This window comes from Cupriavidus sp. NPDC089707 (assembly GCF_044748965.1).
GTDB lineage: Bacteria > Pseudomonadota > Gammaproteobacteria > Burkholderiales > Burkholderiaceae > Cupriavidus.
Genome location: NZ_JBIVHB010000004.1, coordinates 285,683 through 298,898, shown reverse-complemented (window position 1 = coordinate 298,898; position 13,216 = coordinate 285,683). Strand labels below are relative to the sequence as shown.

The window sequence follows — 13,216 nt, the reverse complement described above, 5'->3', positions numbered from 1 at the left end:
CATGGTTGAACTAGAGATCGACGGCAAGAAGGTTGAGGTTGCTGAGGGCAGCCTGGTGATGGAAGCGGCCCGCAAGCTGGGCACCTATATCCCGCACTTCTGCTACCACCGCAAACTGTCCATCGCGGCCAATTGCCGCATGTGCCTGGTCGAGGTCGAGAAGGCCCCGAAGGCGCTGCCCGCCTGCGCGACGCCGGTGACCCCCGGCATGAAGGTCTTCACCAATTCGGAGAAGGCAGTCAAGGCGCAGAAGTCCGTGATGGAATTCCTGCTGATCAACCACCCGCTGGATTGCCCGATCTGCGATCAGGGCGGCGAGTGCCAGCTGCAGGACCTGGCCGTGGGCTACGGTGCATCGGAGTCGCGCTACAAGGAAGAGAAGCGCGTGGTGTTCCACAAGAACGTGGGCCCGCTGATCTCCATGGAGGAGATGACCCGCTGCATCCATTGCACCCGCTGCGTGCGCTTCGGCCAGGAAGTGGCCGGCGTGATGGAGCTAGGCATGCTGGGCCGCGGCGAGCACTCGGAGATCACCACCTTCGTCGGCAAGACCGTTGACTCGGAGTTGTCGGGCAACATGATCGACCTGTGCCCGGTCGGCGCGCTGACCAGCAAGCCGTTCCGCTACTCGGCCCGTACCTGGGAGCTGGCCCGCCGCAAGTCGGTGTCGCCGCACGACGGCCTGGGCGCGAACCTGGTGGTGCAGACCAAGAACCAGCGCGTGATGCGCGTGCTGCCGCTGGAAAACGAAGACATCAACGAGTGCTGGATTTCCGACAAGGACCGCTTCTCGTATGAAGGCCTGAACAGCGCCGACCGCCTGACCCGCCCGCTGCTGAAGCAAGGCGGCGAATGGATGGAAACCGACTGGCAGACCGCGCTGGAATACGTGGCCAATGGCCTGGCCGGCATCAAGCGCGAGCATGGTGCCGACCAGATCGCCGCGCTGGCCAGCCCGCACAGCACGCTGGAAGAACTGTTCCTGCTGGGCAAGCTGGTGCGTGGCCTGGGCAGCGACAACGTCGACTTCCGCCTGCGCCAGTCCGACTTCTCGGCCGCGCTGAAGGGCGCGCCGTGGCTGGGCCTGCCGGTGGCTGACGTCACCGCGCTGCAACGCGTGCTGGTGATCGGCTCGTCGCTGCGCAAGGATCATCCGCTGCTGGCCTCGCGCCTGCGCCAGGCGACCAAGAAGGGCGCCCGCGTGGCCGTGCTGGGCGCCGGCGGTGAAGACCTGCTGATGCCGGCGACCCGCATCGACGTGGCGCCGTCCGGCTGGACCGCCGCACTGGCCGGCGTGGCCCGTGCCGTGGCCGCCGCCAAGGGCGTAGCCGCCCCGGCCGGCACCGATGGTTTCGATGGTGGCGATGCCGCCGCCAAGGTGGCGGAAGCGCTGCTGCAGGGCGAGCGCCGTGCCGTGTTCCTCGGCAACGAGGCGGTGCGTCATCCGCAGTTCTCGGCGCTGCATGCGCTGGCACAGTGGATCGCCACCGCAACGGGTGCGACGCTGGGCTTCCTGACCGAAGCGGCCAACACCGTCGGCGGCTACATCGCCGGCGCGCTGCCGAAGCAAGGCGGCGCCAACGCGCAGGCGATGCTGGACGCGCCGCGCAAGGCCTATATCCTGCTGAACACCGAGCCGGAATTCGACACCGCCGATCCGGGCAAGGCACTGGCCGCGCTGTCGCAGGCCAACACCGTGGTGGTGCTGTCGCCGTTCCGTTCGGAAGCGGCCATGCAGTACGCCGACGTGATCCTGCCGGTGACGCCGTTCACCGAAACCTCCGGCACGTTCGTCAACTGCGAAGGCAAGGCACAGAGCTTCAATGGCGTGGTCCGCGCGCTGGGCGAGTCGCGCCCGGGCTGGAAGGTGCTGCGCGTGCTGGGCAACCTGCTGGACGTCGCCGGCTTCGACTACGAGACCGCTGAGTCGGTCCGTGCCGAAGCGCTGTCGGCCCCGGTCGAGGCCCAACTGGACAACGCCACCGATGCGCCGATCCGCGTAGCCGCCGCCGTCGCCAACGGCATCGAACGTATCGCCGACGTGCCTATCTACCACGCCGACCCGATCGTGCGCCGCGCCGACTCGCTGCAGCTGACCGCTGCCGCGCGCCGCGCCATGCAGATCGCGCTGCCGGCCGACATGTTTGCCCGCCTGGGCATCCAGTCGGGCGATCCGGTCCGCGTCACGCAAGGGCAGGGCAGCGTGGTGCTGCCGGCCGTGCTCGAAGCCACGCTGCCGGGCAACACCGTGCGCGTGCCGGCGGCAACGCCCGCGGCCATGGGCCTGGGCGGCATGTTCGGCACGGTCACCGTAGAGAAGGCCATCGACCTGGCACCGGCCACCACCGGCGCCGTGGCCACGGCGTAAGAACAAGAGCGAGAAGAAGACATGATTGACTGGATTACCTCGCAAGGGCAGGGCGTACTGGGCGCGTACTGGACGCCGCTGTGGATCCTGATCCGCGCCGTGCTGATCGTGGTGCCCCTGCTGCTGTGCGTGGCTTACCTGATCCTGTGGGAGCGCAAGTTGATCGGCTGGATGCACGTGCGTCTGGGCCCGAACCGCGTCGGCCCGCTCGGCCTGCTGCAGCCGATCGCCGACGTGCTGAAGCTGCTGCTCAAGGAAGTCATGATGCCGACGCAGGTCAGCCGAGGCATGTACCTGATCGCGCCGCTGATGGTGCTGATGCCAGCCGTCGCGGTCTGGGCCGTGATCCCGTTCCAGGCCGAAGTGGTGATGGCGGACGTCAACGCCGGCCTGCTGTACGTGATGGCGATCAGCTCGGTTGGCGTCTACGGCGTGATCCTGGCCGGCTGGGCTTCGAACTCCAAGTACGCCTTCATCGGCGCCATGCGTGCCGCGGCACAGATGGTGTCGTACGAAATCGCCATGGGCTTCGCGCTGGTGACGGTGCTGATGGTTGCCGGCAGCCTGAACCTGTCGGCCATCGTCAACGGCCAGAACACCGGCTACTTCGCCGACATGGGCATCAACATCCTGTCGTGGAACTGGCTGCCGCTGCTGCCGATGTTCGGCGTCTACTTCATCTCGGGCGTGGCCGAAACCAACCGCCACCCGTTCGACGTGGTGGAAGGCGAGTCGGAAATCGTGGCCGGCCACATGATCGAATATTCGGGCATGGGCTTCGCGCTGTTCTTCCTGGCCGAGTACATCAACATGATCATCATCTCGGCGATGACCGCGCTGATGTTCCTGGGCGGCTGGGCGCCTCCGTTCTCGAGCGTGGTCACCAACGCGGTCCCCGGCTTCTTCTGGCTGCTGATCAAGGTTTTCCTGCTGCTGTCGGTCTTTATCTGGATCCGTGCCTCGTTCCCGCGCTACCGCTATGACCAGATCATGCGCCTGGGCTGGAAGGTGTTCATTCCGCTGACCGTGGCATGGCTGATCATCGTGGCGATCTGGATCAAGTCGCCCTGGAACATCTGGCCCTGAACGGCCAAACGACGGTGCATCGCTGCAATACGGCAGCGCGCACCGCGTGGAAATACTAGGAAGCAATCGTCATGCTGCTCGCCATCAAGGACTTCTTCAACAGCCTGCTCCTGAAGGAACTCTTCAAGGGCATGGCGCTGACTGGCCGCTATCTCTTCGCGCGCAAGGTCACCGTCCAGTTCCCGGAAGAGAAAACGCCGATCTCGCCGCGCTTCCGTGGCCTGCACGCGCTGCGCCGTTATCCGAACGGCGAAGAGCGTTGCATCGCCTGCAAGTTGTGCGAAGCGGTGTGCCCGGCGCTGGCCATCACCATCGAGTCGGACGTGCGCAACGACGGCACGCGCCGTACCACCCGCTACGACATCGACCTGACCAAGTGCATCTTCTGCGGATTCTGCGAAGAGGCCTGTCCGGTCGACGCCATCGTGGAAACGCAGATCCTGGAGTACCACGGCGAGAAGCGCGGTGACCTGTACTTCACCAAGGATATGCTGCTGGCAGTGGGCGACCGCTACGAGCCGCAGATCGCGGCGGCCAAGGCTGCCGACGCCAAGTATCGCTGACCGGCGCATGCGCCAAACGGCAGGGCGGCCACCAGTATCAGACCTGGCTGCTTCTGCCACCGAATTTGAATACGGTCCCTTCAATGCGAGGGGCCAAAGCAAGGATGCCGCAGGAGCGGGCCACCCGAAGGGGAAGGCTTGTGCCGGACGGCCCTGAGAGGATCCGATAGGAACCATGGAACTCACGACCACCATCTTCTATGTCTTTGCGCTGGTGCTGGTGCTCTCCGCACTGAAAGTCATCACTGCGAAGAACCCGGTGCATTCCGCACTGTTCCTCGTGCTGTCGTTCTTCACGGCAGCCGCGATCTGGATGCTGCTCAAGGCGGAATTCCTCGCCATCCTGCTGGTGCTGGTCTATGTCGGCGCGGTGATGGTGCTGTTCCTGTTCGTGGTGATGATGATCGATATCGATATCGAGCATCTGCGCCGCGACTTCTGGACCTACGTGCCGATGGCCTCGGTGGTGGGCGCGCTGATCATCGCCGAGATGGCGATCGTGCTGGTGCGCAGCTTCATCGGCACCACCACGCCGGTGGTCACCAACGGTTCGCAGGAGCCGGGCTACTCGAACTCCGCCGCGCTCGGCAAGCTGATCTACACCGACTACATCTACGCCTTCGAAGTGGCCGGCATCATCCTGCTGGTGGCGATCATCGCTGCCGTGGTGCTGACCATGCGCCGCCGCAAGGACGTCAAGGCCCAGAACGTGTCGGCGCAGCTGCGCACCCGCCGCGACGAGCGCGTGCGCCTGGTGCCGATGCAGGCCGAGGTCCAGAACCCGCAGACGGAAGCCGCGGCTACCGCCAATAAGAACTAAAGCCCGGAGAAACGCTGTGCTCTCTCTCGCCCACTTCCTCGTGCTCGGTGCGATCCTGTTTGCGATCAGCATCGTCGGCATCTTCCTGAACCGCAAGAACGTGATCGTGCTGCTGATGGCGATCGAACTGATGCTGCTTGCGGTGAACATCAACTTCGTCGCCTTCTCGCATTACCTGGGTGACCTGGCTGGTCAGGTTTTCGTTTTCTTCATCCTTACGGTGGCCGCCGCCGAGTCGGCAATCGGTCTGGCAATCCTGGTCGTGCTGTTCCGCAACCTGGATACGATCAACGTGGACGACATGGACACCCTGAAGTACTGATCCGTGCCGCACTACGTAGATAACCAAGACTCACCGACCGCACACCAATAAGCGTCCTATGGCAACCACGCTCAACCCCAACCTGCTGCTCGCGATTGCGCTGGCGCCGCTAGTCGGCTCAGCAATCGCCGGCCTGTTCGGTACCAAGTTCTTCGACCTGTTTTCCTCGGAGTCGCGCGGCGGCCGGATGGTGGCGCATTCCGCGACCATCCTGGGCGTGGCCATTTCCTTCGTGCTGTCGGTGATGGTGCTGCTCGACGTGATGAACGGCGCCGGCTACAACGGCACCGTCTACGAGTGGATGGCCATCGGCGACCTGAAGATGGAGGTCGGCTTCCTGGTCGACTCGCTGACCGCGATGATGATGGTCGTGGTCACCTTCGTTTCGCTGATGGTGCATATCTACACCGTTGGCTACATGGACGGGGACCCCGGCTACAACCGCTTCTTTGCCTATATCTCGCTCTTCACCTTCTCGATGCTGATGCTGGTGATGAGCAACAACTTCCTGCAGCTGTTCTTCGGCTGGGAGGCGGTGGGCCTGGTGTCGTACCTGCTGATCGGCTTCTGGTACACCCGCCCGACCGCGATCTTCGCCAATCTGAAGGCGTTCCTGGTCAACCGCGTCGGCGATTTCGGCTTTATCCTGGGCATCGGCCTGCTGCTGGCCTACAGCGGCAGCATGGACTACACAGAAGTGTTCGCCGCGCGCGACCAGCTGGCTACCGTGGTTTTCCCGGGCACCGACTGGATGATGATCACCGTCGCGTGCATCTGCCTGTTCATCGGCGCGATGGGCAAGTCGGCGCAGTTCCCGCTGCATGTCTGGCTGCCTGACTCGATGGAAGGCCCGACCCCGATTTCGGCGCTGATCCACGCGGCGACGATGGTGACCGCCGGCATCTTCATGGTTGCCCGCATGTCGCCGCTGTTCGAGCTGTCGGACACCGCGCTGTCGTTCGTGCTGGTGATCGGCGCCATCACCGCGCTGTTCATGGGCTTCCTGGGCATCATCCAGAACGACATCAAGCGCGTGGTCGCGTACTCGACGCTGTCGCAGCTGGGCTACATGACTGTGGCACTGGGCGCCTCGGCCTACTCGGTGGCCGTGTTCCACCTGATGACCCACGCCTTCTTCAAGGCACTGCTGTTCCTGGGCGCGGGGTCGGTCATCATCGGCATGCACCACGACCAGGACATCCGCAATATGGGCGGCCTGCGCAAGTACATGCCGATCACCTGGATCACGTCGCTGGTGGGTTCGCTGGCGCTGATCGGCACGCCGTTCTTCGCGGGCTTCTATTCCAAGGACTCGATCATCGAGGCCGTGGCGGAGTCGCATATCGCCGGTTCGGGCTTTGCCTACTACGCCGTGCTGGCCGGCGTGTTCGTGACCGCGTTCTACTCGTTCCGCATGTACTTCCTGGTCTTCCACGGCAAGGAGCGCTGGGGCCAGAACCATGCGCACCAGCACCATGAGGGCGACCACGAGGATGAGGAAGTCTCGCTCGACCACCACCATGGCCTGGCTGCCGGCGAAAAGCCGCACGAGTCGCCGTGGGTGGTGACCCTGCCGCTGGTGCTGCTGGCCATCCCGTCGGTGATCATTGGTGCGATCGCGATCGAGCCGATGCTGTTCGGCAACTTCTTCAAGAACGGCATCGCCTTCAAGGAAGTGATCTTCGTCGGCGAGAACCACCACGCCATGGCGGAGCTGAAGGAAGCCTTCCATGGCTGGGTGGCGATGGCGCAGCACTCGCTGACCACGCCCGTGCTGTGGCTGGCCGTTGCCGGTGTGGTGCTGTCCTGGTTCTTCTACATGAAGCGCCCGGATATCCCTGAGGCTATCGCGAATCGCTTCTCTGGCCTGTACAAGCTGTTGGACAACAAGTACTACATGGACGCCATCAACCAGGCCGTGTTCGCCCGCGGCGCACGCCTGCTCGGTACCGGCCTGTGGAAGGGCGGCGACCAGAGCCTGATCGACGGCCTGTTCGTCAACGGCGCGGCGCGCGTGGTGGCGTCGTTCGCTTCGGCGAGCCGCTACCTGCAATCGGGCTATATCTACCACTACGCGTTCGCGATGATCGTCGGCATGCTGGTGCTGCTGACGCTGACGGTCACGGGCGTGATCGGTACCAAGTGATAGGCACCAAGTAAGGAAAACATAGAAATGGTTCTGTCATTCTCAATCTGGCTGCCTGTCTTTTTCGGCCTGCTGGTCCTGGCCTTCGGCTCGGACCGCAGCCCCGGCTTCGTGCGGTGGATGTCGCTGCTCGGCTCGATCGCCAGCTTCGTCGTCACGCTGCCGCTGGTGTTCCACTTCGACCGTACGACCGCGGCGATGCAGTTCGTCGAGAAGGCGAACTGGATCGAGCGCTTCAACATCCAGTACCTGCTGGGCGTTGACGGCATCTCGATGTGGTTCGTGGTGCTGACCGCCTTCATCACGGTGATCGTGGTGATCTCGGCCTGGGAAGTGATCACCGAGCGCGTGGCTGAATACATGGCCTCGTTCCTGATCCTGTCGGGCCTGATGATCGGCGTGTTCTGCGCGCTGGACGGCATGCTGTTCTACGTGTTCTTCGAGGCCACGCTGATCCCGATGTACATCATCATCGGCGTGTGGGGCGGTGCGAACCGCGTCTACGCGGCCTTCAAGTTCTTCCTGTACACGCTGCTGGGCTCGCTGCTGACGCTGGTCGCGCTGCTGTACCTGTACAACAAGACCGGCACCTTCCAGATCCTGGAATGGCACCAGGCCAAGCTGTCGATGAACGAGCAGATCGTGCTGTTCATTGCCTTCTTCGCCGCGTTCTCGGTCAAGGTGCCGATGTGGCCGGTGCACACCTGGCTGCCCGACGCCCACGTGGAAGCGCCGACCGGCGGTTCGGTGGTGCTGGCCGCCATCATGCTGAAGCTGGGCGCCTACGGCTTCCTGCGGTTCTCGCTGCCGATCGCGCCCGACGCCAGCCACTACCTGGCCCCGTTCATCATCACCATTTCGCTGATCGCCGTGATCTACATCGGCCTGGTCGCGCTGGTGCAGGCTGACATGAAGAAGCTGGTGGCGTACTCGTCGATCGCCCACATGGGCTTCGTCACGCTGGGCTTCTTCATCTTCAGCGACATCGGCGTCGAAGGCGGCATCGTGCAGATGATCTCGCACGGCTTTATCTCGGGCGCGATGTTCCTTTGCATCGGCGTACTGTACGACCGCGTGCACTCGCGCCAGATTGCCGACTACGGCGGCGTGGTCAACACCATGCCCAAGTTCGCGGCGCTGGTGGTGTTCTTTGCGATGGCCAACTGCGGCCTGCCGGCCACCTCGGGCTTCGTCGGCGAATTCATGGTGATCCTGGGCGCGGTCAAGTTCGACTTCTGGATCGGCGTGCTGGCTGCCACCGCCCTGATCTTCGGCGCCGCCTACTCGCTGTGGATGGTCAAGCGCGTGATCTTCGGCGACATCGTGCACCAGCACGTGCGCGAGCTGGTCGACCTGAACAAGCGTGAGTTCGTCATGCTCGGCCTGCTGGCCATCATGACGCTGTACATGGGCTTGCACCCGAAGCCCTTTACCGACGTGATGCACGAGTCCGTGGTGAACCTGCTGTCCCACGCGGCACAGTCCAAGCTGTAATCGGGGAGAGAAATCAACATGCAACCGTCCTCGACATTCGGCCCCGTGGCGCCGATTATTTTCCTGGCGATCGCCATCGGCGCGGTCAACTGGATCGACCTTGCGCGTGGCAAGGGCAAGCAAAGCGTGGCCTATCCGCTGTCGCTGCTGACCACGCTGGTGCTGACCGTCTGGTTCGGCCTGAACGCCGCCGCCGGTGAGACGCACTACGCGTTCTCCAACCTGGTCGTGATCGACCCGATGGCAAACGTGCTGTCCGCGTTCTGCTCCGCCGGCCTGTTCGTGACGCTGGTCTACACGCGCCGCTACCTGGCGGAACGCGACATGTTTGCCGGCGAGTTCTACCAGCTCGCGCTGTTCACGCTCGGCGGCCAGATCGTGATGATTACCGGCAACAACTTCCTGACCCTGTACCTGGGCCTGGAACTGCTGTCGCTGTCGTCGTACGCGCTGGTGGCGCTGCGCCGCGAGTCGCGCGTGACCTCCGAATCGGCCATGAAGTACTTCGTGCTGGGCGCGCTGGCTTCGGGCTTCCTGCTGTACGGCATCTCGATGATGTACGGCGCCACCGGTTCGCTGAACCTGGGCGAGGTGTTCCGCGTGGTCGAGTCGGGCCGCGTCAACACCACCATGCTCGCCTTTGGCGTGGTGTTCATCGTTGCCGGCCTGTCGTTCAAGCTGGGTGCCGCGCCGTTCCACATGTGGATCCCGGATATCTACCAGGGATCGCCGACTGCGGTGACGCTGCTGATTGCCGGCGGCCCGAAGGTCGCAGCGTTTGCGCTGTTCATCCGCGTGCTGGTGGAAGGCCTGCTGCCGCTGGCCAACGATTGGCAGATGATGCTGGTGGTGCTGTCGATCATCTCGCTGGCGATCGGCAACCTGACCGCCATCGTCCAGTCCAACCTGAAGCGGATGCTGGCGTACTCGACCATCTCGCACATGGGCTTCGTGCTGCTGGGCCTGCTGTCGGGCGTGGTGGCCAACAAGGCCGATGGCGCCGCCGATGCGTACAGCGCGTCGATGTTCTACTCGGTGACCTACCTGCTGACCACGCTGGGCACCTTCGGCATCATCTTGCTGCGCACCAACAAGGGCTTCGAGGCCGAGACGCTGGAAGACCTGAAGGGCATGTCGCGCCGCAACCCGTGGTTCGCCTTCCTGATGCTGGTGATGATGTTCTCGCTGGCCGGCATCCCGCCGACCGTGGGCTTCTACGCCAAGCTGGCGGTGCTGGATGCGGTGGTCAAGGCCGGCATGAGCTGGCTGGCCGTGGTCGCGGTGATGTTCTCGCTGATCGGCGCGTTCTACTATCTGCGCATCGTCAAGCTGATGTATTTCGATGAGCCTGTAGGCGAAGAACAGCTGGAAGCGACCGCTGGCCTGCGCTCGATGCTGAGCCTGAACGGCGCCGCCGTGATCGTGCTGGGCATTTTCCCGGCCGCGCTGATGAACCTGTGCTACCAGGCCATCCGCTCGACCCTGGGTTCCTGATCAGCCACACGCCATGAGCGCATCCGCAAGCGGCTGGTTTGTCATCCTGCTGGCACTCGTCAGTGCGAATCTGCCGTTTGTGAACCAGCGCCTGTTCATGGCGATCCCGCTCCGGTGGGCGCGCAAGCCGCTGTGGCTGCGCCTGCTGGAGCTGATCGTCTGGTACGCGGTGGCTGGTGCCGCCGGTTTTGCGGTGGAGGCGAGCCTCGGCAATGCCTTCCCGCAGGGCTGGCAGTTCTACGCCATCACCGCGTGCATGATGCTGGTGTTCGCCTTCCCGGGCTTCACCTGGCAATACCTCGTCAAACACCGCACGGCCTGAAGCCGGTCTTGTCGGCGCCGGGCCTGCCTGATCCGGAGCGTCCATGACCGACAAGATCCAACGCGGCACCCATTTGCTCGCCGACCCCGCCGGCAACGACGACGCACTGAAGGAAGTCTGCGTCGCCTCGGCCACCGTCCATCGCGGCAAATTCCTCACCCTGAAGCAAGACATCGTCCGCCTGCCAGATGGCAAGCAGACCGGGCGCGAGTACATCGTGCATCCGGGCGCGGTGATGATGATCCCGTTGTTCGACGACGGCACCGTGCTGATGGAACGGCAGTTCCGCTATCCGATCGGTGAAGTCATGCTGGAATTCCCGGCCGGCAAGCTCGATCCGCAAGAGGGCGCGCAACGCTGCGGCGAACGCGAGTTGCAGGAAGAGACCGGCTATACGGCCCGGCGCTGGGACTACCTGACGCGCATCCACCCGGTCATCTCTTACTCGACCGAATTCATCGACGTCTTCCTGGCGCGCGATCTGACGCACGGCGAGGCGCAGCTGGACGATGGCGAATTCCTTGAGACATTCATCACGCCGGTGGGGCAGGTGATCGACTGGGTGCGCAGCGGCCGCATCAGCGATGTGAAGACCATCATCGGGGCGTTCTGGCTGGAGAAAGTCGTTTCCGGTGCCTGGCAGCCGGGCGAGCAGGCGGTCCCGTGCTCAGTCACGCCGACAGCGGGGCGCGCACTGCGCTAAGCTGGGTGTAGGGCGATAAACGTATGTGCCGAAAACGGCATGTTCGTGTGTCGAACGGTCGTTCGAAAAAATTTAGCACGACCGTTCACAAAATTTCGATTCGCGGATAATATAGCTTTTGACGGGCTGGAAAGATCATGAAGGTGCTCGACCTGCGCTGCGCGCATGACCATCGTTTCGAGGGCTGGTTTGCCTCGGAGGAAGAAGCGCAGTCGCAAATCTCGCGCGACCTCGTCCAATGCCCGGTCTGTGGCGACCACGCCGTGACGCGGCTGCCCAGCGCGCCGCGCCTGAACCTGTCAGGCGCGACCGCGCCGAAGGGTGCCGCCAAGCCGGCGCAGCAAGCGGCAACCGCCGCGGCACCGGCGACACTGCAAGCGCTGTACATGAAGGCAGTGAAGCAGGTGCTGGCGCAGACCGAGGATGTTGGCGACCGTTTTGCCGAGGAAGCAAGGCGCATGCATTATGACGAGGCGCCGGAACGCGGCATTCGCGGCTCGGCTTCGCCAGAGGAAGTGCAGGCGCTGGCCGATGAGGGCATCGAGACTTTCCCGCTTGTCGTGCCGGATGCGCTGAAGCAGACGGCTCACTGAATTGCGTCCTGTGCCCGTTGCTGTCGGCGCATGACGCGCAAGGCAGAACAAACCGCCGGCAGCCTGAGACGATGCCGGCACCATCATGGAGACGGGCATGGATCTCAACTACTCGGCGTCCGACAACGCCTTCCGCGAGGAAGTGCGTAGCTGGCTCGAAGCCAACTTGCCGGCGGACATCCGCGGCAAGATTCTCAACCACCGCCGTCCGAACCGCGACGACCTGGTGCGCTGGCACAAGATCCTCGCCGGCAAGGGCTGGTCGGCGCCGCACTGGCCCGTCCAATTCGGCGGCACCGGCTGGAACGCCACCCAGCGCCATATCTGGGACGAAGAGAACGCCCGCGTCGGCGCGCCCGGCGTGCTGCCGTTCGGCGTGGCCATGGTGGCGCCCGTGATCATGAAGTACGGCAATGAGCAGCAGAAGTCGTACTACCTGCCGCGCATCCTGGACTGCACCGACTGGTGGTGCCAGGGCTATTCGGAGCCCGGCTCGGGTTCGGACCTGGCCTCGCTGAAGACCCGCGCTGAACTGACCTCCGACGGCAAGCACTACATCGTCAACGGCCAGAAGACCTGGACCACGCTCGGCCAGCACGCCGACATGATCTTCTGCCTGGTCCGCACCGACCCGGAAGCCAAGAAGCAGGAGGGCATCTCGTTCCTGCTGATCGACATGAAGACCCCGGGCATCACCGTGCGCCCGATCATCATGCTCGATGAAGAGCATGAAGTGAACGAGGTCTTCTTCGACAACGTCAAGGTGCCGGTCGAGAACCGCGTCGGCGAAGAGAACAAGGGCTGGACCTACGCCAAGTACTTGCTCGGCCATGAGCGTACCGGCATCGCGCGCGTGGGCAACTCCAAGCGCGAACTGGGCTTCCTGAAGCGCGTGGCGCGCCAGCAGCAGAAGAACGGCAAGCCGCTGCTTGAAGATCCGGTGTTCGGCGCCAAGGTCGCCGCGCTGGAAATCGAACTGATGGCGCTTGAAATCACCGTGCTGCGCGTGGTGTCGAGCGAAGCCGCCGGCAAGGGCCCCGGCCCCGAGGCGTCGATGCTCAAGATCAAGGGCACCGAGATCCAGCAGTTGCTGACCGAACTGATGGTCGAGGCTGTCGGCCCGTACGCCCAGCCGTTCGACACGGCCTACCTGGAGTGCGAGACCGAGCATGCGGTGACCGGCTACGACGACGCTGCGCCGCTGTCCGCGTACTACTTCAACTATCGCAAGACCTCCATCTACGGCGGGTCCAACGAAATTCAGAAGAACATCATCAGCCAGATGATTCTGGGGCTGTGAGGAGA

The 13,216-nt window shown here is 63.8% G+C and carries 12 protein-coding genes; all 12 read left to right on the top strand.

Features of this window, described 5'->3' with window-relative positions; translation table 11 throughout:
• The first annotated feature begins 1 nt into the window (after window position 1).
• The 12 genes from nuoG to ACIP1U_RS09870 all read left to right on the top strand — a co-directional run bounded on the left by nuoG (window position 2) and on the right by ACIP1U_RS09870 (window position 13,211).
• The gene (nuoG, locus tag ACIP1U_RS09925; RefSeq protein WP_400314325.1) at window positions 2-2,368 is read left to right on the top strand and encodes an NADH-quinone oxidoreductase subunit NuoG; all 2,367 of its coding nucleotides are present in this window, start codon (window positions 2-4) and stop codon (window positions 2,366-2,368) included.
• 21 nt (window positions 2,369-2,389) lie between these two features.
• Entirely contained in the window at window positions 2,390-3,454 is a 1,065-nt protein-coding gene (nuoH, locus tag ACIP1U_RS09920; protein WP_400314324.1) for an NADH-quinone oxidoreductase subunit NuoH, read from the top strand.
• 71 nt (window positions 3,455-3,525) lie between these two features.
• A complete protein-coding gene (gene nuoI / locus ACIP1U_RS09915; protein WP_022534067.1) occupies window positions 3,526-4,017 on the top strand; it encodes an NADH-quinone oxidoreductase subunit NuoI in 492 nt (163 codons plus the stop codon).
• A 175-nt stretch (window positions 4,018-4,192) separates the two neighbouring features.
• Entirely contained in the window at window positions 4,193-4,837 is a 645-nt protein-coding gene (locus ACIP1U_RS09910) for an NADH-quinone oxidoreductase subunit J (RefSeq protein ID WP_400314322.1), read from the top strand.
• Window positions 4,838-4,853: 16 nt separating this feature from the next.
• Complete coding sequence (gene nuoK, locus ACIP1U_RS09905; RefSeq protein ID WP_029044763.1) at window positions 4,854-5,159, top strand: NADH-quinone oxidoreductase subunit NuoK; 306 nt, start codon at window positions 4,854-4,856, stop codon at window positions 5,157-5,159.
• Window positions 5,160-5,217: 58 nt separating this feature from the next.
• Entirely contained in the window at window positions 5,218-7,305 is a 2,088-nt protein-coding gene (nuoL, locus tag ACIP1U_RS09900) for an NADH-quinone oxidoreductase subunit L (protein ID WP_400314321.1), read from the top strand.
• Between the two features lie 27 nt (window positions 7,306-7,332).
• The gene (locus tag ACIP1U_RS09895) at window positions 7,333-8,799 is read left to right on the top strand and encodes an NADH-quinone oxidoreductase subunit M (protein WP_400314320.1); all 1,467 of its coding nucleotides are present in this window, start codon (window positions 7,333-7,335) and stop codon (window positions 8,797-8,799) included.
• 18 nt (window positions 8,800-8,817) lie between these two features.
• On the top strand, window positions 8,818-10,293 hold the full coding sequence (gene nuoN / locus ACIP1U_RS09890; protein ID WP_400314318.1) for an NADH-quinone oxidoreductase subunit NuoN: 1,476 nt from the start codon (window positions 8,818-8,820) through the stop codon (window positions 10,291-10,293).
• A 13-nt stretch (window positions 10,294-10,306) separates the two neighbouring features.
• A complete protein-coding gene (locus ACIP1U_RS09885; protein WP_400314316.1) occupies window positions 10,307-10,615 on the top strand; it encodes a DUF2818 family protein in 309 nt (102 codons plus the stop codon).
• A 43-nt stretch (window positions 10,616-10,658) separates the two neighbouring features.
• Entirely contained in the window at window positions 10,659-11,318 is a 660-nt protein-coding gene (locus ACIP1U_RS09880; RefSeq protein WP_400314314.1) for an NUDIX domain-containing protein, read from the top strand.
• Between the two features lie 137 nt (window positions 11,319-11,455).
• Window positions 11,456-11,911: a DUF1178 family protein gene (locus tag ACIP1U_RS09875; RefSeq protein ID WP_400314313.1), complete on the top strand. Its 456-nt coding sequence runs from the start codon at window positions 11,456-11,458 to the stop codon at window positions 11,909-11,911.
• Window positions 11,912-12,008: 97 nt separating this feature from the next.
• Entirely contained in the window at window positions 12,009-13,211 is a 1,203-nt protein-coding gene (locus ACIP1U_RS09870) for an acyl-CoA dehydrogenase family protein (RefSeq protein ID WP_400314312.1), read from the top strand.
• The last annotated feature ends 5 nt before the right edge of the window (window positions 13,212-13,216 follow it).